This window comes from Klebsiella terrigena (genome assembly GCF_012029655.1).
GTDB classification, from domain to species: domain Bacteria; phylum Pseudomonadota; class Gammaproteobacteria; order Enterobacterales; family Enterobacteriaceae; genus Klebsiella; species Klebsiella terrigena.
Window position 1 is genome coordinate 2,248,391 of the sequence record NZ_CP050508.1, and the last position, 19,951, is coordinate 2,268,341.

Consider the following 19,951-nt stretch of genomic DNA (forward strand, 5'->3'; position numbering starts at 1 on the left):
CTATTGGTTGTATCAAACCCCGCTTCGGCGGGGTTTTTTATTGCTCAGCGCCAGCCCATCTCCCCAGCCCAGATTATTTCCCGCTGCCGCCAGCAGGATCAGCGCACCTCCGGCCAGCTGCACCGGCGCCAGCGCATGGTCGAAGACCAAATAGTCGACCACGATCGCCACAATCGGATAGATAAAGGAGAGTGAGCCGATCGCTGGCGTAGGCAGCTTCTGGATCGCGCTGTAGAGCAGCTGGTACATGATGCCGGTATGCACAACGCCGAGAATCAGCAGGTATCGCCAGGGGAACGCAGCGCTAAAATCGGGGCGGTGAACCAGCGGCAGCAGCATAATTGTCCCGACGATGACCTGAATAAAAGCAATATGCTGGGGCGGGAGCGGGCGCAGCTTGCGGGCGATCATCGCCGTTAGCGCGTAGAAAAAAGCGGCGCCAAGAGCCAGCGCAATGCCCGCCGCCAGCTGGCCGCCGTGCGCCTGCATCAGCTCGCTGGAGAGCAGGACCACCACGCCGAAAAAGGCCAGCGCCAGCCAGCCCCATTTAATTAGCGCAACCCGCTCACCTGCCAGTATGCCCATCAATACCAGCATAAACGGCTGGGTGTTATAAACAACGGTGGCCATGCCAATAGAAATTCGGGCGTAGGCGGCAAAAAGCAGCAGCCAGTTAATGACCAGGGCGACTCCTCCGATAATTGCCAGCAGCAGCGTGAGCCGCGTGAGCTGGCTGAACGGCTGTCGGCTGAGAGAGATGAAGCCCGCTAAGGTCAGCGCGCCAATAAGGCAGCGCCAGAAGACAACATCGATAACCGGCAAACCGGAGAGTAAAACGAACGCGCCAATTGAACCCGAAATTATCATCGCCAGGCTCATTTGCCAGACGCCCGTCACCGTATGTTTCATTTTTCTACCTCCGTTTGCGTATCGCTATTGTCGTTAATTAGATGACAGGTTGATATGCATGATCTAAGGTGAAAACCTGATATCACTTTTATTTAGCAGGTAAAAAGAGTGGAACACTTAATTGATAATATCGATCGCGCCATTCTGGCCTGTCTGGCGGAAGATGCGCGTATATCGTTAAAGGTGCTGAGCGGGCGGGTAGGGCTGACCTCGCCCAGTACCGCCGAGCGGGTGAAGCGCCTAGAAGAGCGCGGGGTGATTCAGGGATATGGTGCCCGGATTAATCTGGCCGCGTTGGGCTATAGCCTGCAGGCGCTGGTACGCGTCAGACCTTTGCCGGGGCTGCTGCAGAAAGTGGATAAATACATTCAGGCGATGCCGGAATGCATCGAATGTGACAAGGTCACGGGGGAAGATTGCTTTGTGATGCGCCTGGCGGTGCGCGATATTGCGCAGCTTGATACCCTGCTCGATGGCCTGGCAGAACACGCCCAGTGCAACACCTCGATAGTAAAAAGCTCGCCGGTGGCGCGCCGTCTGCCGCCGATGTAGCGCTCTCCTGGACAGGCCGAATGTGCAATGCTGATGCTTGTTTGGGAGTGACGAGATATCTGGGAAGTGATGGTGGTGGGGGTAGGATTATTCGCAGCTATGCTGCTCACCCTTCGGGCCGTTGCCTGCGGCAACGTTCTCTCGCTGACGCTCGAGTCGAATCTTAGTCGAAGCTTCTCATCCTTCCCGCATGGGCAGAATATGTAACGCTGGCGTTTGTTTGGGAATAATGGGATATCAGGAAGTGATGGTGGTGGGGGAAGGATTCGAACCTTCGAAGTCGATGACGGCAGATTTACAGTCTGCTCCCTTTGGCCGCTCGGGAACCCCACCAGGGGTAAAATCAAATTGTAGCTATTCAACTGCGTGAATAGTGGTGGTGGGGAAGGATTATTCGTCGCTTCGCTCCTCACCCTTCGGGCCGTTGCCTGCGGCAACGTTCTCTCGCTGGCGCTCGAGTCGAACCTGGTCGAAGCTTCTCATCCTTCCCGATAAGTGCAAACCTCGCTAAGGCTCATCGGGGTTACCACATTGCTGTGGTGAATAGTGGTGGTGGGGGAAGGATTCGAACCTTCGAAGTCGATGACGGCAGATTTACAGTCTGCTCCCTTTGGCCGCTCGGGAACCCCACCACGGGTATATTCATTGCTTGCATTCGACAGGAGTAAGGATTATTCGGAGCTGAAGCTCCTCACCCTTCGGGCCGTTGCCTGCGGCAACGTTCTCTCGCTTTCGCTCGAGTCGAACCTTAAAGTCGACGACCGCAGATTTGCAGTCAACTCCCTTATGAACGCTCGGGAACCCCACCACGGGGTAATGCTAATACTGGCCTGCTTCCTTCTGGGGAAGCGGGGCGCATCATACCAAATGACGCGCCCCTGTAAAGCATTCCGTTGATAAAAATAAACTGGTTGCCTGCTTTTTGCGCGCAAAGACGCAAAGCTAACCAGCTAATTTATCTATCGATTAAAGAATAATCGTTCGGTTGCCGTAAACGAACACGCGCTGCGCCAGCACCTGATACAGAGCACGGCTCAGCACGTTCTTCTCTACATCGCGGCCGGCACGCATCATATCTTCCGCGGTGTAGGTGTGATCGACATGAATCACGTCCTGCATAATGATCGGGCCTTCATCCAAATTATCGTTTACATAGTGCGCGGTGGCGCCGATGATTTTCACACCGCGCTCGTAGGCCTGATGATACGGACGTGCGCCAATAAAGGCTGGCAGGAATGAGTGGTGGATATTGATAATCTGGTTCGGGAAGCGGGAGACGAACTCTGGCGTCAGCACGCGCATATATTTCGCCAGCACCACATAGTCCGGCGCTAACGCTTCGATAGCATCGCCCATCTGCTTATCGTGCTCTTCACGCGTCAGGCCTTCATGGCTGACCAGCTGGAACGGAATATCAAAACGTTCAACCAGCGTACGCAGCGTCTCGTGGTTACCGATAACCGCGGCAATCTCCACATCCAGGCCGCCGTAGTTAGCTTTCATCAGCAGATCGCCGAGGCAGTGCGCTTCTTTGGTGACCAGAATGACCACGCGGCGACGACCCGCAGGCGTCAGCTCGCGAATCGAACCCTCCGGCAGAGCGCTATCCAAATCGGCCAGCAGAATGGCATCATTGAAAATACCTTCCAGCTCGGTGCGCATAAAGAAGCGGCCGGTTCGGTGATCGACAAACTCGTTGTTTTGCACGATGTTCAGCTCGTGCTTGTAGCAAATGTTGGTGATACGCGCGATGAGTCCTTTCTGATCAGGGCAAATAGTGCGTAGTACTTTACGTTGTAATGAATGCATCGCGGGGGAAATCCTGTAGTGTTTGCTATTGCTGACGCCGGTTTATTGGCCGCAGCATTTTTTAAATTTTTTACCTGAGCCACAAGGGCAGGGGTCGTTACGACCAACCAGCGGTCGCGTGCCGTCGATATAGTACCACTGTCCATTTTCTTTTAAGAATCTGGAACGTTCAATAATTACGCCGGAACGGTTATCGTCGTTAAATCGTGCAATAAAGCTGACGAATCCTTCATCGGGGTTTCGCCCCTCATCGGCGGCAAAGACGCTCAGGCCCAGCCAGAGCGTTTTGGCAAAACCGCTCTCCAGATCCGCGCGGAACTGCTGCGCATGGCAAGAGGGGTGCCAGGTTTTAATCAGATAATCGGCATCTTTCATAACAAACGCGCTGTAGCGGGATCGCATCAGCTGTGACGGGCCTGGCGCTGGCAGCGCGCCGTCCAGATAACGCTGGCAACATGCGCTATACTGCAGAGCGCTGCCACAGGGACATAATGGCGACAAAGCGGCCTCCATGGAAAAAGAATGACGGCGCATCGACGCCAAAGTGTTTTATGTTAACTGAGCTGTGGCGATGATGCCATGTTCGCGGTGGAAGGATGTGTATCGGTAATAATGAGAAAGCTTAAGATTGGTCTGGCCTTAGGGGCGGGAGCTGCCCGAGGGTGGTCGCATATTGGTGTGATTAAAGCGCTACAGCGGGCAGGTATTGAAATTGACGTTGTTGCAGGATGCTCTATCGGATCGCTGGTTGGCGCGGCCTACGCCTGCAACCGTCTTCCGGTACTGGAACGATGGGTATGTTCGTTTAGCAACTGGGACGTGCTGCGGTTAATGGATCTCTCCTGGCGTCGCGGCGGCCTGCTGCGCGGGGAGCGGGTATTCAATCAATTTCGACTAGTCCTGCCTACCGCCGAAATTGAACGCTGCGATCGCCGGTTTGCGGCGGTGGCAACCAATCTGAGCACCGGCCGCGAACTGTGGTTTACCGAAGGCGATTTGCATCTGGCGGTACGCGCCTCCTGCAGCATGCCCGGCCTGATGTCGCCCGTCATGCACAATGGCTACTGGCTGGTAGACGGCGCCGTCGTCAATCCCGTCCCGGTCTCTTTGACGCGCGCGCTGGGGGCCGACATCGTCATCGCCGTCGATCTTCAGCACGATGCGCATCTGATGCAGCAGGATTTATGGTCTATCGAGAAGCCGCGAGCTGAAGATGAAAAAGACTTTTCCTGGCATTCGCGCCTGCGCGCTCGGCTGACGGGAATGACCTCCCGGCAGACGACCACAGCTACGCCTACGGCAATGGAGATTATGTCCACCTCTATTCAGGTGCTGGAAAATCGCCTGAAGCGCAACCGTATGGCGGGTGACCCACCGGACATTCTGCTACAGCCCTTTTGCCCACAAATATCTACTCTTGATTTTCATCGCGCCGGTGAGGCGATTGCTGCCGGTCACCAGGCGGTGGAAAAAAAGATGGATGAACTATTACCTTTGGTGCGCGCCTCGGCGTGACGCCCTTGACTTAGACTTCAGTAAATTCTGACAGGCGATAGTGTGAATTGCATGCCAATATTTAATTATCGTCAGCCAGAGGAGAGATCATGACGCAGCCATTGGCGGGGAAACAAATTCTGATCGTTGAAGACGAGCCCGTTTTCCGCACTCTTTTGCACTCCTGGTTAACCTCGCTAGGCGCGACGACCGTGCAGGCTGAGGATGGCGTTGAGGCACTACAAAAAATGGCCGAGTCAAAGCCCGACCTGATGATCTGCGATATCTCGATGCCGCGCATGAATGGGCTCCAGCTGGTGGAGTATCTGCGTAACCAGGGCGAACAGATGCCGATTCTGATGATTTCAGCGACGGAAAATATGGCGGATATTGCTAAGGCGCTGCGTCTTGGCGTGCAGGATGTTCTGCTTAAGCCGGTAAAAGATTTTAACCGCCTGCGTGAAACGGTTTACGCCTGCCTCTATCCCCACATGTTCAGCTCGCGTGTGGAAGAGGAGGAGCGGCTGTTTGAGGACTGGGATGCGCTGGTCAGCGACCCGAGCGCCGCGTCCAGGCTGCTGCAGGAGCTACAGCCTCCGGTGCAGCAGGAAATATCGCACTGCCGCATCCACTATCGCCAGCTGGTCACCGCTGACAGGCCTGGCCTGGTTCTCGATATTGCGCCATTATCAGAAAATGATTTGGCATTTTACTGTCTGGATGTCACACGAGCAGGTGATAATGGCGTTCTCGCGGCGCTGCTGCTGCGCGCGCTGTTTAACGGTCTACTTCAGGAACAGCTTGCTCATCAAGGCCAGCGCCTGCCGGAAATGACCGGGCTGTTAAAGCAGGTCAACCAGCTGCTTCGTCAGGCGAATTTGCCGGGGCAATTTCCGCTGCTGGTGGGTTATTACCACAGCGGGTTGAAAAATTTGATTTTGGTATCGGCGGGGTTAAACGGCACGCTCAATACCGGAGAACATCAAATACAGATTAGTAATGGTGTACCGCTTGGCACATTAGGTAATGCTTATCTCAACCAAATTAGCCAGCGCTGCTCCTCGTGGCAGTGCCAAATTTGGGGGGCTGGCGGCCGTTTACGCCTGATGTTGTCTGCGGAATGAACAGTTAAGTTTATTTTCACGCTGGTAGGATTACCGCTCTCTCTTTGGCAGTGATACTATCGATGGGTTTTATACGTATAAGTCCTAATTCGAGAAAATCCGCACCTTTCAGACCAGGCTTACCTGGATGGGCTGATATACTGGGTGCGTTATTATTATGACTAGTTTAAAAAACATACAGTCCAGGAGATTTCAATGGCTGCCGTTAATTCTAAAGTAAGAAAAGCTGTTATCCCGGTTGCGGGATTAGGCACCAGGATGCTGCCCGCTACCAAGGCTATTCCGAAAGAAATGCTGCCACTGGTAGATAAGCCTTTAATTCAGTATGTTGTTAACGAATGTATTGCGGCCGGGATTACTGAAATTGTTCTGGTAACGCACTCTTCCAAAAATTCTATCGAAAACCATTTCGATACCAGTTTTGAACTGGAAGCAATGCTGGAAAAACGTGTAAAACGTCAGCTTCTGGAAGAAGTCCAATCTATTTGTCCGCCGCACGTCACCATTATGCAGGTTCGTCAGGGCCTCGCTAAAGGCCTTGGCCATGCCGTGCTGTGCGCGCATCCGGTCGTGGGCGACGAGCCGGTGGCGGTTATTCTGCCGGACGTTATCCTGGATGAGTTTGAATCCGATCTGAGCCGCGATAACCTGGCGGAAATGATCGCTCGTTTCGACGAAACCGGATCCAGCCAGATTATGGTTGAGCCCGTTGCCGACGTCACCGCCTATGGCGTTGTTGATTGCAAGGGACAGTCCCTGCAGCCGGGTGAAAGCGTGCCGATGGTTGGCGTGGTGGAAAAGCCGAAAGCCGACGTTGCACCTTCCAATCTGGCCGTCGTTGGTCGTTACGTGCTGAGCGCGGATATTTGGCCGCTGCTGGCTAAAACTCCTCCGGGCGCAGGCGATGAAATCCAGCTGACTGATGCCATCGATATGCTGATCGAGAAGGAAACGGTTGAAGCCTACCATATGAAGGGTAAGAGCCATGACTGTGGTAATAAACTCGGTTACATGCAGGCTTTCGTTGAATATGGCGTGCGCCATAAAACGCTCGGCGCAGATTTTAAAGACTGGCTGGAAAAAGCAATCGCTAAGTAAGTAATCGTTATCTTTAGATATCAGAGCCGGGGTGCAGGTATTGTTCCCCGGCTTTTTTATCGCCGTAAGTTAAGATAAAAAAAATCCCGCCGAAGCGGGATTTTTCAAATCTGACGATTTATTACAGCAGGAAATCGTCCAGAGATTTGCCCTGCTCATCCATCGCTTTTTTGATCACTGCCGGGGTGCGGCCCTGACCAGTCCATGTTTTGGTTTCGCCGTTTTCATCAACGTAGCTATATTTCGCCGGACGTGCTGCGCGTTTGGCTTTGGTGCCCGCTTTAACTGCAGCCATGGTGCTCAGCAGTTCATTCGGGTCAATACCATCAGCGATCAGCATTTCACGGTATTGTTGCAGTTTACGAGTACGCTCTTCAATTTCTGCAGCCGCAGCGCTTTCTTCTTCGCGACGTTCGTTAACGACAACTTCTAATTTTTCCAGCATTTCTTCTAGCGTTTCAAGGGTGCATTCTCTCGCCTGCGCACGAAGAGTACGGATGTTGTTCAAAATTTTAAGTGCTTCGCTCATTGTAGTAATCTCAAACTTATATTGTGGGGTGGTTTGTTGAACTAATAATAGAGCGATATAATCAGATGTGCAATAGGGTAGAATGTAAGGAATTCAAAATTACTTGTTATTTGTCCCGGTAATTAATTAATTTAAGTTAAATTTTTCGTGCCAGTTCACATCTTTCTCGCTTATAGCTTAACCGGCGCCGCAAGCTAAAACCCTGAGATAGTATGCTTTTCCCAGCGGCCAGGGAGTAAAATTATACTTTGCAGGGATAAATATCCCCCTTCAGTATTAGCGCATTAGTTACAGTGATGTTTAATATAAAACGCTGAACAAAATCCGTTATAACCGCCTGCAAAATGCACCGATTCGCACGAAAGGACAACTGCTCCAGCCGGTTGCACCCCGCGGTGAGGGCAAATAACCGATGGCCTGATTGTATTAAGAGGCTTAATCTTTCAGAAGCCGGCTGGCGCAACATACACCTCCCGCCCATCCCTGAAGGGGCCGACAGCGGCAGAAAATATGCTACAATCCTGCCGCGATTAAACACATTTATTGGGGTTATGCAGCCGATGGCACAACTTTATTTTTACTATTCTGCAATGAATGCAGGTAAGTCGACTGCGCTACTGCAGTCCTCATACAATTATCAGGAACGAGGCATGCGTGCCTTAGTTTATACGGCTGAGATTGATGACCGCTTTGGTTCCGGTAAGGTCAGTTCAAGAATTGGACTCTCATCGCCGGCCCGGCTGTTTAACCCGCAGACTTCATTATTCGCCGAGATTAGCGATGAGCACGCAAAGCAGCCGGTTCATTGTGTATTAGTCGATGAGAGCCAGTTTCTGACCCGTGAGCAGGTGCATGAGCTATCCGAGGTTGTTGATGGGCTGGATATCCCGGTGCTGTGCTACGGCCTGCGTACTGATTTTCGCGGGGAGCTGTTTATCGGCAGCCAGTATTTATTAGCCTGGTCAGATAAGCTGGTTGAATTAAAAACGATCTGTTTTTGTGGCCGTAAGGCGAGTATGGTGCTGCGCCTCGATCGGGAAGGGCGGCCGTACAACGAGGGCGAGCAGGTAGTTATTGGCGGCAATGAACGCTACGTATCGGTCTGCCGTAAACATTATAAAGAGGCCTTAAAAGAAGGTTCTCTAACGCTTGTGCAAAACAAGCAGCGCTCCTGCTAACCTCCCTCCGTCGACCCCACTCAGGCGCGCACCAGGCGCCTGATGACGTCCCAGTGTAATTCCCGCATATATTGCGGTTTGTTGCTTCAGCGTCGCTCTGCGTCAGTTGTGCGACCCCTGGCAAAATAGTGGCGAAAAAAAAGGCCTCATCAAAAGATGAGGCCTCGTATTGATTACCGGCGTAAATTAAGCGGATTTTTTCGCTTTCTTATCGGCTTTCGGTGCTGCAACAGTCTCTTTCTTCGCGGCAGCTTCGCCTTCGCTGAACTCGTTACCGTAGAAGGTATCGAGCAGAATCTGTTTCAGTTCGGCAATCAGCGGATAGCGCGGGTTAGCGCCGGTGCACTGGTCATCGAATGCATCTTCAGACAGCTTGTCAACGTGGGCCAGGAAGTCAGCTTCCTGCACGCCAGCTTCGCGGATTGACTTAGGAATACCCAGTTCAGCTTTAATGCTTTCCAGCCATGCCAGCAGTTTCTCGATTTTCGCTGCAGTGCGGTCACCTGGTGCGCTCAGGCCCAGATGGTCAGCAATTTCTGCGTAGCGGCGACGAGCCTGCGGACGGTCGTACTGGCTGAATGCGGTCTGCTTGGTTGGGTTATCGTTCGCGTTGTAGCGGATAACGTTACAAATCAGCAGGGCGTTCGCCAGGCCGTGCGGGATATGGAACTGAGAGCCCAGCTTGTGCGCCATCGAGTGACATACGCCGAGGAAGGCGTTCGCAAACGCGATACCGGCAATAGTCGCTGCACTGTGCACGCGTTCACGCGCTACCGGGTTCTTAGAACCTTCATGGTAGGACGCCGGCAGATACTCTTTCAGCAGCTTCAGCGCCTGCAGAGCCTGGCCGTCGGAGAACTCAGATGCCAGTACGGAAACGTAGGCTTCCAGGGCGTGAGTCACGGCATCCAGACCACCGAAGGCACACAGGGACTTCGGCATATCCATGACGAGGTTAGCATCGACAATCGCCACATCCGGAGTCAGCGCGTAGTCTGCCAGCGGATATTTCTGACCGGTCGCATCGTCGGTAACGACCGCAAACGGGGTCACTTCAGAACCGGTACCGGAAGTGGTAGTGACGGCGATCATTTTCGCTTTCACGCCCATTTTCGGGAACTTGTAGATACGTTTACGGATATCCATAAAGCGCAGCGCCAGGTCTTCGAAGTGGGTTTCCGGATGTTCGTACATCACCCACATGATTTTCGCCGCATCCATCGGGGAACCACCGCCGAGGGCGATGATGACGTCCGGCTTGAAGGAGTTGGCCAGGTCTGCACCTTTACGTACCACGGTCAGAGTCGGGTCAGCTTCAACTTCAAAGAACACTTCGGTTTCAACGCCGGATGCCTTCAGCACGGAGGTGATCTGGTCAGCATAGCCGTTGTTGAACAGGAAGCGGTCGGTCACGATCAGCGCGCGTTTGTGACCATCAGTAATCACTTCATCCAGTGCGATTGGCAGAGAGCCACGACGGAAGTAGATAGATTTCGGAAGTTTGTGCCACAACATGTTTTCAGCTCGCTTAGCAACGGTTTTCTTGTTGATCAGGTGTTTCGGACCAACGTTTTCAGAGATGGAGTTACCACCCCAGGAACCACAACCCAGAGTCAGGGAAGGCGCAAGCTTAAAGTTATACAGGTCACCGATACCACCCTGAGAAGCCGGGGTGTTAATCAGAATACGTGCGGTTTTCATCATTTGGCCGAAGAAGGCCACGCGAGCAGGCTGGTTATCCTGGTCGGTGTACAGGCAGGAGGTATGACCGATACCGCCCATCGCCACCAGTTTTTCAGCTTTATTCACGGCGTCTTCGAAGTTTTTGGCGCGATACATTGCCAGGGTCGGAGACAGTTTTTCGTGAGCAAACGGCTCGCTTTCATCAACGTCTGTCACTTCACCAATCAGAATTTTGGTGGTGGTCGGAACGGTGAAGCCTGCCAGTTCGGCAATTTTGTATGCCGGCTGACCAACGATAGCGGCGTTCAGCGCGCCGTTTTTCAGGATGATGTCCTGAACCGCTTTCAGCTCTTTGCCCTGCAGCAGGTAGCCGCCGTGGCTGGCGAAACGTTCACGAACGGCGTCGTAGACGGAATCAACAACGACAACGGACTGTTCAGATGCACAGATAACGCCGTTATCGAAGGTTTTGGACATCAGTACCGACGCAACGGCACGTTTAATGTCAGCGGTTTCGTCAATAACAACCGGCGTGTTGCCTGCACCTACGCCGATAGCCGGTTTACCGGAGCTATAGGCCGCTTTAACCATGCCCGGACCACCGGTCGCAAGGATCAGGTTAATGTCTGGGTGGTGCATCAGGGCGTTGGAGAGCTCAACGGAAGGCTGGTCGATCCAACCGATCAGGTCTTTCGGTGCGCCGGCAGCAATAGCAGCCTGCAGAACGATGTCAGCCGCTTTGTTGGTGGCATCTTTAGCACGCGGATGCGGAGAGAAGATGATCGCGTTACGCGTTTTCAGGCTGATCAGTGATTTAAAGATTGCTGTAGAAGTTGGGTTCGTCGTTGGGACGATACCGCAAATAATACCGATAGGTTCTGCGATGGTGATGGTACCAAAGGTATCGTCTTCGGAGAGAATACCGCAGGTCTTTTCATCTTTATAAGCGTTATAGATGTATTCAGAAGCGAAGTGGTTTTTGATCACTTTGTCTTCGATAATGCCCATTCCAGATTCGGCAACGGCCATTTTTGCGAGAGGGATTCGAGCGTCAGCGGCGGCCAGAGCGGCTGCACGGAAGATCTTATCAACTTGTTCTTGAGTGAAACTGGCATATTCACGCTGGGCTTTTTTTACGCGCTCTACAAGTGCGTTAAGTTCAGCGACATTAGTAACAGCCATAATGCTCTCCTGATAATGTTAAACTTTTTTAGTAAATCAGTAGCTCGATTCGACAGTATAGACAGGCGGTTAATAGCTTGCATCTAAATGTTAACGTATCGAATTTTGCTCTGCTGACTTCACCGATTTACTAAAGAAGCTTTATTTCTTTATCCTCAGGTACTGCCGGCTTGCACTCTTTGGTGTGAACAAGATTACTCACTTCTGAGTACGATTTATGTGATTTAGATCAATTTTATGTGAAGCTGACACCTTTCAGCAGGCTATTTTATGACCACTTAGATCAAGTGTAATGAAAAGGTATGCTGAATAAATGAATAAAACGTCTAAAAGAAACAAGTATATAACATACACACTTTATCACTAAGCTATGCATTTTTGAGATGAATTATGCTGTTAAAAAGCGTATCTTCTGCGCGAATATTTTATGACACCCACTGTCAACAGCCATATTTAATGATGCTGCGGAGCGCACTGTGACTCTACCGTTGTTTGATTTTTCAGCTTATTTCAAGTTTTTCATCGGGTTATTTGCACTGGTTAACCCGGTTGGCATCATTCCGGTCTTCATTAGTATGACCAGCTACCAGAGTGCGGCGATCCGTAACAAGACCAACCTGACGGCGAACCTTTCCGTCGCCATTATCCTGCTGACCTCGCTGTTCCTCGGGGACGGTATTTTACAAATCTTCGGTATCTCCATTGATTCATTCCGTATTGCCGGGGGGATCCTCGTCGTCACCATCGCGATGTCGATGATTAGCGGCAAGCTCGGGGAAGACAAACAGAATAAGCAGGAAAAGTCAGAGACGGCTATCCGCGAAAGCATTGGCGTAGTGCCGCTGGCATTACCGTTGATGGCCGGCCCAGGGGCGATTAGCTCCACCATTGTTTGGGGAACGCGTTACCACACCGTTGCCCACCTCTTTGGCTTCTCGGTGGCGATTGCGCTGTTTGCCCTGTGCTGCTGGGGGATTTTCCGCATGGCACCGTGGCTCGTTCGCCTGCTTGGGCAAACCGGGATTAACGTGATAACGCGTATTATGGGGCTGCTGCTGATGGCCCTCGGGATTGAGTTTATCGTTACCGGTCTGAAGACCCTTTTCCCGGGTCTTCTGGTCTGATGTACCGCGTTGCGCGGGGCCTGAGGCTCCGCGCTTGCTCTATTATTAGCAAAACATATCAATAAAGCTGATATAGACGAGAAGAATAACTTTCCGTGATGATGTTTTATTTCTTTTAATATCAATTTGTTAGCTGTTTCCTCCGCGTTCTTCCCTCTCTTTTCCGCACCGCCACCACTGTTATTTTCTTCACATCATTCTCTGGTGCTTGCCGTTAGATAATTGAAATGATATTAGTAATTTCATAACAGCGGCAGATGAATGTGCTAAATAATAACCGATTGTTAAATTTTCGTACAAAAAAGCGCCTTTTCACCCTTTGGCGGCATGCGGAACGACATATTTTTTGTATGTAAATGATAAATAACTACTTTAGTGCTCCTCGCGCGGAAGTGACCGGCCGAGTCCTGCCGCGGCAGGGGCAATAAAAGAGAATCCGGTAACATATTTGCAAATTGCATTGGCGGATGAGAAAGCCTTTTGGTACTTTCCGGCGTTATCGCTCACTGAATAACAGACGTAAATGAGAATTATTATTAAATAACTCGTTGCGTCAAAGCCGCCCCAGGACAGGGGGGCAAAGAATCGACGTCAAGGCTGCCGTTTGAGCGGTCGTAATAAATAAGTCGGTGATAGCAAGCAGTAAAGTCTGACAGCAGCAAAAACTCCTGCACTGTACAGAATCCCGAATAAGGGAAAAAAAGAGGCTGGTTAAATAGCCAGTAATTATAATGAGTGGAGTAACAACACAATGACCATCATCACCAAAAAAAATCTGGTAGCCGCGGGGATTTTCTCTGCGCTATTTACGGCGAACGTTGCTATGGCAGCAGATGTACCTGCAGGGGTGCAGCTGGCGGATTCACAATCGCTGGTACGTAATAACGGAGCAGAGGTTCAATCTCTGGATCCGCACAAAATTGAAGGTGTTCCTGAATCCAACATTAACCGCGACCTGTTTGAAGGTTTAGTGATTGGCGATATTCAGGGCCACCCGATTCCTGGGGTTGCCGAATCCTGGGATAATAAAGATTTTAAAGTCTGGACCTTCCATCTGCGTAAAGACGCTAAATGGTCCGACGGCACGCCGGTAACCGCACAAGATTTCGTTTATAGCTGGCAGCGCCTGTCCGATCCGAAAACCGCCTCACCGTACGCGAGCTATCTGCAGTATGGCCACGTTGCCAACGTTGATGAAATTATCGCCGGCAAAAAACCAATCACCGATCTGGGCGTTAAAGCGCTCGACGATAAAACCTTCCAGGTTACTCTGAGCGAGCCGGTTCCTTATTTCTATAAACTGCTGGTGCACCCGTCCGTTTCACCGGTGCCAAAAGCGGCTATTGAAAAATATGGTGAGAAATGGACTCAGCCGGCCAATATTGTCACCAACGGCGCCTATAAGCTGAAGGACTGGGTCGTTAACGAACGTATCGTTCTTGAGCGTAATACTCAGTACTGGGATAACGCGAAAACCGTTATTAACAAGGTAACCTATCTGCCTATTTCTTCAGAAGTCACCGACGTTAACCGCTACCGCAGCGGCGAAATCGACATGACCTATAACAATATGCCGATTGAGCTGTTCCAGAAGCTGAAAAAAGAGATCCCGAAAGAAGTTCACGTCGATCCGTATCTCTGTACCTACTACTACGAAATTAACAACCAGAAAGCGCCGTTTACCGACGTCCGCGTGCGTACCGCGCTGAAGATGGCGCTGGACCGCGACATTATCGTTAATAAAGTGAAGAACCAGGGCGATCTGCCGGCATACAGCTACACCCCGCCTTATACCGACGGCATGAAGGTCGTTAAACCAGAATGGTTTACCTGGACTCAGGATAAGCGTAACGAAGAAGCGAAAAAACTGCTGGCTGAAGCCGGATATACCGCGGATAAACCGCTGACCTTTAACCTGCTGTACAACACGTCCGATCTGCATAAAAAGCTGGCCATCGCCGTGGCATCCATCTGGAAGAAAAACCTGGGCGCCAACGTGAAGCTGGAAAATCAGGAATGGAAAACCTTCCTCGATAACCGCCATCAGGGTACCTTTGACGTGGCGCGTGCGGGCTGGTGTGCCGATTACAACGAACCCACCTCATTCCTCAATACCATGCTGAGCGACAGCTCAAACAACACCTCGCACTATAAGAGCCCGGCGTTCGATAAAATTATCGCTGAAACGCTGCAAACCAATGATGACGCCAAACGCGCAGATCTGTATGCACAGTCAGAGCAGCAGCTGGATAAAGACTCCGTCATTGTGCCGGTCTTCTATTACGTCAACGCCCGTCTGGTTAAACCGTGGGTAGGCGGCTATACCGGTAAAGACCCGTTAGATAATATCTACGTTAAAAACCTGTATATTATCAAACATTAATGGCAAGACGTGGGGCAGGCATCGCTTGCCCCACCGTGTCTGAATTCATCGCATACGATAGGCACACGCCAGAAGGTACGGGCAATGTTAAAATTTATTTTTCGTCGCTGTCTGGAAGCGATTCCGACGCTGTTTATTCTTATAACTATCTCTTTCTTCATGATGCGCCTTGCGCCGGGAAGTCCTTTTACCGGCGAACGTACGCTGCCGCCAGAAGTGCTGGCGAATATTGAAGCAAAATATCATTTAAATGACCCCATCATGACCCAGTACTTCAATTATCTGAAGCAGCTGGCGCACGGTGATTTCGGTCCTTCTTTTAAATATAAAGACTATTCGGTGAACGATCTGGTGGCATCAAGCTTCCCGGTCTCCGCCAAATTAGGCTTTGCCGCCTTCCTGCTGGCGGTGGTTCTCGGCGTGAGTGCCGGCGTTATTGCGGCCCTCAAGCAAAACACCAAATGGGACTATGCGGTGATGGGGGTGGCAATGACCGGCGTCGTCATACCCAGCTTCGTGGTCGCGCCGCTGCTGGTGATGATTTTTGCCATCACCCTGCACTGGCTACCCGGCGGTGGCTGGAACGGCGGGGCGCTGAAGTTTATGATCCTGCCGATGGTGGCGCTGTCGCTCGCCTATATTGCCAGTATCGCGCGTATCACCCGTGGTTCGATGATTGAAGTTCTGCACTCTAACTTTATCCGCACCGCGCGGGCGAAGGGGCTGCCGATGCATCGTATCATCCTGCGCCACGCGCTGAAGCCTGCGCTGCTGCCCGTCCTCTCCTATATGGGCCCGGCGTTCGTTGGCATTATCACCGGCTCGATGGTTATCGAGACTATCTACGGTCTCCCGGGGATCGGCCAGCTGTTCGTCAACGGCGCGCTTAACCGCGACTACTCCCTGGTACTCAGCCTGACGATTCTGGTCGGCGCGCTGACCATTCTGTTTAACGCGATTGTTGATGTGCTGTATGCCGTTATCGATCCGAAGATTCGCTATTGAGGCCGGGGTTCGCCATGATGTTAAGTAAGAAAAACAACGAGGCGCTGGAGAACTTCAGTGAAAAGCTGGAAGTCGAAGGGCGTAGCCTGTGGCAAGATGCCCGCCGCCGTTTTATGCATAACCGCGCGGCCGTGGCCAGCCTGGTGGTGCTGATCGTTATCGCTCTGTTCGTGACCATTGCGCCGATGGTGTCGCAGTTTTCCTACTACGACACCGACTGGGGCATGATGTCCAGCGCGCCTGATACGGCGTCCAGTCACTACTTCGGTACCGACTCATCCGGTCGCGACCTGCTGGTGCGCGTTGCTATCGGCGGGCGTATCTCGCTGATGGTTGGCGTTGCCGCCGCGCTGGTAGCGGTGATCCTCGGTACGCTCTACGGCTCGCTTTCCGGCTATCTCGGCGGTAAGGTCGACTCCGTCATGATGCGTCTGCTGGAGATCCTCAACTCCTTCCCGTTTATGTTCTTCGTCATCCTGCTGGTGACCTTCTTTGGCCAGAACATACTGCTGATCTTCGTCGCCATCGGGATGGTTTCCTGGCTGGATATGGCGCGTATCGTGCGCGGCCAGACGCTGAGCCTGAAGCGCAAAGAGTTTATCGAAGCGGCCCAGGTCGGCGGCGTCTCGACCTTCAGTATCGTGACGCGTCACATCGTGCCTAACGTCCTGGGCGTGGTGGTGGTGTATGCCTCGCTGCTGGTGCCGAGCATGATCCTGTTCGAATCCTTCCTGAGCTTCCTCGGTCTGGGTACTCAGGAGCCGCTCAGCAGCTGGGGAGCGCTGCTGAGCGATGGCGCAAACTCAATGGAAGTGTCGCCGTGGCTGCTGCTGTTTCCTGCGGGTTTCCTGGTGGTAACGCTGTTCTGTTTTAACTTTATCGGCGATGGCCTGCGTGATGCCCTCGACCCGAAAGACCGCTAAGGAGCGCCGTCATGAGCATAATTGAAACGGCAAAAGCGCCGCAGGCGCAGCAACAATCCGGGCTGCTGCTGGATGTTAAAGATCTCCGCGTGACCTTTAAAACGCCGGATGGCGACGTCACCGCGGTCAACGACCTCAACTTTAACCTGCGGGCCGGGGAAACGTTAGGCATCGTGGGTGAGTCAGGCTCCGGTAAGTCGCAGACCGCCTTTGCGCTGATGGGGCTGCTGGCAGCCAACGGCTATATCGGCGGCTCGGCGACCTTTAACGGCCGGCAGATCCTTAACCTGCCGGAGCGTGAGCTGAATAAGCTGCGCGCCGAGCAGATTTCGATGATTTTCCAGGACCCGATGACCTCTCTGAACCCGTATATGCGGGTCGGCGAGCAGCTGATGGAGGTTCTGATGCTGCACAAAGGGCTGGGGAAAGCCGAGGCCTTTGAAGAATCAGTGAAGATGCTGGATGCGGTCAAGATGCCGGAAGCGCGCAAGCGGATGAAAATGTATCCGCATGAGTTTTCTGGCGGGATGCGCCAGCGCGTGATGATCGCTATGGCGCTGCTGTGCCGGCCAAAGCTGCTGATCGCTGATGAGCCGACGACGGCGCTGGACGTGACGGTGCAGGCGCAGATTATGACCCTGCTGAATGAACTTAAACGCGAATTCAATACGGCGATCATTATGATTACTCACGATCTGGGTGTGGTCGCCGGGATCTGTGACAAAGTTCTGGTGATGTACGCCGGCCGCACCATGGAGTACGGTCACGCGCGCGATGTCTTTTATCATCCGTCGCATCCGTACTCTATCGGCCTGCTGAATGCGGTTCCGCGCCTGGACGCCGAAGGCGATGCGCTGTTAACCATCCCGGGCAATCCGCCGAACCTGCTGCGCCTGCCGAAGGGCTGTCCGTTCCAGCCGCGCTGTCCGCATGCGATGGAGATTTGTAATAGCGCTCCGCCTCTGGAGGAGTTTGCCCCTGGCCGCCTGCGTGCCTGCTTTCAACCGGTGGGAGATCTGCTATGAACGCCGTGACTGAACAAAGAAAAGTCCTGCTCGAAATCGCCGATCTAAAAGTCCACTTTGATATTAAAGATGGCAAGCAGTGGTTTTGGCAGCCGTCTAAAACGCTGAAGGCGGTTGATGGCGTAACGCTGCGTCTGTATGAAGGCGAAACGCTGGGCGTAGTGGGTGAGTCCGGCTGCGGTAAATCGACCTTTGCCCGCGCAATTATTGGCCTGGTGAAAGCGACCGAGGGCAGGGTAGCGTGGCTTGGCAAAGATTTGCTGGGCATGAAGCCGGATGAGTGGCGCGACGTGCGCAGCGATATTCAGATGATTTTCCAGGATCCGCTGGCGTCGCTGAACCCGCGCATGACCATCGGCGAGATTATTGCCGAACCGCTGCGCACCTATCATCCGAAAATGACGCGCCAGGAAGCTCGCGATCGGGTGAAGGCGATGATGATGAAGGTTGGCCTGCTGCCCAACCTGATTAACCGCTATCCGCACGAGTTTTCCGGCGGCCAGTGCCAGCGTATCGGTATTGCCCGCGCGCTGATCCTTGAGCCTAAGCTGATTATCTGCGATGAACCGGTGTCGGCGCTGGACGTGTCGATTCAGGCCCAGGTGGTCAACCTGCTGCAGCAGCTGCAGCGCGAAATGGGTCTGTCGCTGATCTTTATCGCCCATGACCTGGCGGTGGTGAAGCACATCTCCGATCGCGTGCTGGTGATGTACCTCGGGCACGCGGTGGAGCTGGGCACCTACGATGAGGTGTATCACAACCCGCTGCACCCTTATACCAAAGCGCTGATGTCTGCGGTGCCGGTTCCCGACCCGGATCTGGAAAAAAATAAAACCATCCAGCTGCTGGAAGGCGAGCTCCCTTCGCCGATTAATCCGCCGTCGGGATGCGTTTTCCGCACGCGCTGTCCTCTTGCCGGGCCGGAATGTGCTAAAACGCGGCCGGTGCTGGAAGGAAGTTTCCGTCATGCGGTTTCCTGCCTGAAGGTAGACCCGTTATAATCTCCGGGGCTGACGCTGGTCAGCCCCTTTTTTTTTGTGAGGTTAACGTGGCTGTCAATATTCACGCCGCCCGTCAGCGGCTATTTCATGTGCTCTTCGATCAGCATCAGCGATCCGGGCGCCGCTTTGAAGGGCTGTGCGGCATTTTTGCACTCCTCAGCGTGGTGGTTATTTTTGTCGAGTCGGGTCTGGGAACTCAGTACCACCTGACCGTCGATGAATGGCATATTTTCGTCTGGCTGGAGCTGTTTGTTACCGTCGTTTTTACTCTCGAATATATCCTGCGCATCGTTAGCTGGCCCAATCCGCTCAGGTATATTTTCAGCTTCTGGGGGCTAATTGATTTAGCGACGATTTTACCGCTGTACGTGATGTGGCTGTGGCCGGAAATAAGCATTAACTACGTCTTTGCCTGGCGCGCGATGCGTGCGATCCGAGCCTTGCGTATTCTCAAGCTGCTGCGCTTTATGCCGTCGTTGAATATCTTCTGGGCTGCTATCGTCAGCGCCCGCCATCAGCTGATACTGTTTTACTCATTTATTGCCATTGTAATGGTTATCTTTGGCTCGCTGATGTATCTGATTGAGGGGCCGCAGTACGGATTCACCACGCTTAATGCTTCGGTGTACTGGGCTATCGTGACGATCACCACGGTAGGTTATGGCGATATTACGCCGCACACGCCGCTGGGAAGAATTCTCGCATCGGTGCTGATATTAATCGGCTATTCCATTATCGCCATCCCAACCGGGCTGATTACGACCCATATGACCACCGCCTTTCAGAATCGCCGCAGCCAGCGGATCTGTCAGAACTGTCAGCACGGGCCTCACGATAAAAATGCGCGGTACTGCAACGCCTGCGGAAGTGCGCTTGCGCAGCAGGCGGACGGGTAAATAAAAATGCCTGCCGGTCGTTAAACGGGCAGGCAT

At 52.8% G+C, this 19,951-nt stretch carries 17 protein-coding genes, 2 tRNA genes and 3 other RNA genes; 12 read left to right on the forward strand and 10 right to left on the reverse strand.

The window, feature by feature from the left end; translation table 11 throughout:
- Positions 1-12: 12 nt before the first annotated feature.
- The gene (locus HCK03_RS10530; protein ID WP_041146080.1) at positions 13-909 is read right to left on the reverse strand and encodes a DMT family transporter; all 897 of its coding nucleotides are present in this window, start codon (positions 907-909) and stop codon (positions 13-15) included.
- A gap of 108 nt (positions 910-1,017) precedes the next feature.
- On the opposite strand from HCK03_RS10530, the gene HCK03_RS10535 reads away from it, so the two are divergent.
- Entirely contained in the window at positions 1,018-1,461 is a 444-nt protein-coding gene (locus tag HCK03_RS10535; RefSeq protein WP_041146079.1) for an Lrp/AsnC family transcriptional regulator, read from the forward strand.
- Between the two features lie 70 nt (positions 1,462-1,531).
- Here the strand turns inward: HCK03_RS10535 and HCK03_RS10540 are convergent.
- From HCK03_RS10540 to HCK03_RS10570, 7 genes are all read right to left on the reverse strand, one after another.
- Positions 1,532-1,663: non-coding RNA, RtT sRNA (locus HCK03_RS10540), on the reverse strand.
- Positions 1,664-1,709: 46 nt separating this feature from the next.
- Positions 1,710-1,794 (reverse strand) — tRNA-Tyr (locus HCK03_RS10545).
- 41 nt (positions 1,795-1,835) lie between these two features.
- Positions 1,836-1,965: non-coding RNA, RtT sRNA (locus HCK03_RS10550), on the reverse strand.
- 43 nt (positions 1,966-2,008) lie between these two features.
- Positions 2,009-2,093 (reverse strand) — tRNA-Tyr (locus HCK03_RS10555).
- A 21-nt stretch (positions 2,094-2,114) separates the two neighbouring features.
- A non-coding RNA gene (locus HCK03_RS10560) (RtT sRNA) lies at positions 2,115-2,257 on the reverse strand.
- Between the two features lie 170 nt (positions 2,258-2,427).
- A complete protein-coding gene (gene purU, locus HCK03_RS10565; RefSeq protein WP_041146078.1) occupies positions 2,428-3,270 on the reverse strand; it encodes a formyltetrahydrofolate deformylase in 843 nt (280 codons plus the stop codon).
- Positions 3,271-3,312: 42 nt separating this feature from the next.
- Complete coding sequence (locus HCK03_RS10570) at positions 3,313-3,771, reverse strand: YchJ family protein (RefSeq protein ID WP_167691541.1); 459 nt, start codon at positions 3,769-3,771, stop codon at positions 3,313-3,315.
- Between the two features lie 111 nt (positions 3,772-3,882).
- Between HCK03_RS10570 and rssA the strand changes: the two genes are divergently transcribed.
- The 3 genes from rssA (at position 3,883) to galU (ending at position 6,986) form a co-directional block, all read left to right on the forward strand.
- Positions 3,883-4,785 carry a patatin-like phospholipase RssA gene (rssA, locus tag HCK03_RS10575; RefSeq protein ID WP_076947658.1) on the forward strand — a complete coding sequence of 301 codons (903 nt, stop codon included), beginning with the start codon at positions 3,883-3,885 and terminating at the stop codon, positions 4,783-4,785.
- 89 nt (positions 4,786-4,874) lie between these two features.
- The gene (rssB, locus tag HCK03_RS10580) at positions 4,875-5,888 is read left to right on the forward strand and encodes a two-component system response regulator RssB (protein WP_041146075.1); all 1,014 of its coding nucleotides are present in this window, start codon (positions 4,875-4,877) and stop codon (positions 5,886-5,888) included.
- A 195-nt stretch (positions 5,889-6,083) separates the two neighbouring features.
- Positions 6,084-6,986 (forward strand): UTP--glucose-1-phosphate uridylyltransferase GalU, encoded by a 903-nt coding sequence (gene galU, locus HCK03_RS10585; RefSeq protein WP_041146074.1) that lies wholly within the window; start codon positions 6,084-6,086, stop codon positions 6,984-6,986.
- Positions 6,987-7,107: 121 nt separating this feature from the next.
- On the opposite strand, the gene hns is transcribed toward galU, so the two are convergent.
- Positions 7,108-7,515: a histone-like nucleoid-structuring protein H-NS gene (gene hns / locus HCK03_RS10590; protein ID WP_041146073.1), complete on the reverse strand. Its 408-nt coding sequence runs from the start codon at positions 7,513-7,515 to the stop codon at positions 7,108-7,110.
- Positions 7,516-8,075: 560 nt separating this feature from the next.
- Between hns and tdk the strand changes: the two genes are divergently transcribed.
- Positions 8,076-8,693 (forward strand): thymidine kinase, encoded by a 618-nt coding sequence (tdk, locus tag HCK03_RS10595; RefSeq protein WP_041147671.1) that lies wholly within the window; start codon positions 8,076-8,078, stop codon positions 8,691-8,693.
- A gap of 186 nt (positions 8,694-8,879) precedes the next feature.
- On the opposite strand, the gene adhE is transcribed toward tdk, so the two are convergent.
- Positions 8,880-11,558 (reverse strand): bifunctional acetaldehyde-CoA/alcohol dehydrogenase, encoded by a 2,679-nt coding sequence (gene adhE / locus HCK03_RS10600; protein WP_041146072.1) that lies wholly within the window; start codon positions 11,556-11,558, stop codon positions 8,880-8,882.
- Between the two features lie 476 nt (positions 11,559-12,034).
- Here adhE and HCK03_RS10605 point away from each other — a divergent pair, with 476 nt between their 5' ends.
- The 7 genes from HCK03_RS10605 to HCK03_RS10635 all read left to right on the forward strand — a co-directional run bounded on the left by HCK03_RS10605 (position 12,035) and on the right by HCK03_RS10635 (position 19,915).
- Positions 12,035-12,682, forward strand: a complete 648-nt coding sequence (locus HCK03_RS10605) for a YchE family NAAT transporter (RefSeq protein ID WP_041146071.1) — start codon at positions 12,035-12,037, stop codon at positions 12,680-12,682.
- A 751-nt stretch (positions 12,683-13,433) separates the two neighbouring features.
- On the forward strand, positions 13,434-15,065 hold the full coding sequence (gene oppA / locus HCK03_RS10610; RefSeq protein WP_041146070.1) for an oligopeptide ABC transporter substrate-binding protein OppA: 1,632 nt from the start codon (positions 13,434-13,436) through the stop codon (positions 15,063-15,065).
- An 84-nt stretch (positions 15,066-15,149) separates the two neighbouring features.
- Complete coding sequence (gene oppB / locus HCK03_RS10615) at positions 15,150-16,070, forward strand: oligopeptide ABC transporter permease OppB (protein ID WP_041146069.1); 921 nt, start codon at positions 15,150-15,152, stop codon at positions 16,068-16,070.
- Between the two features lie 14 nt (positions 16,071-16,084).
- A complete protein-coding gene (oppC, locus tag HCK03_RS10620) occupies positions 16,085-16,993 on the forward strand; it encodes an oligopeptide ABC transporter permease OppC (protein ID WP_115192440.1) in 909 nt (302 codons plus the stop codon).
- Positions 16,994-17,004: 11 nt separating this feature from the next.
- Positions 17,005-18,018, forward strand: a complete 1,014-nt coding sequence (gene oppD / locus HCK03_RS10625) for an ABC transporter ATP-binding protein (RefSeq protein ID WP_041146067.1) — start codon at positions 17,005-17,007, stop codon at positions 18,016-18,018.
- Positions 18,015-19,019, forward strand: a complete 1,005-nt coding sequence (oppF, locus tag HCK03_RS10630) for a murein tripeptide/oligopeptide ABC transporter ATP-binding protein OppF (RefSeq protein ID WP_041146066.1) — start codon at positions 18,015-18,017, stop codon at positions 19,017-19,019. Before oppD ends, oppF begins: the two co-directional genes overlap by 4 nt.
- Positions 19,020-19,066: 47 nt before the next feature.
- Positions 19,067-19,915: an ion transporter gene (locus HCK03_RS10635; RefSeq protein ID WP_041146065.1), complete on the forward strand. Its 849-nt coding sequence runs from the start codon at positions 19,067-19,069 to the stop codon at positions 19,913-19,915.
- The last annotated feature ends 36 nt before the right edge of the window (positions 19,916-19,951 follow it).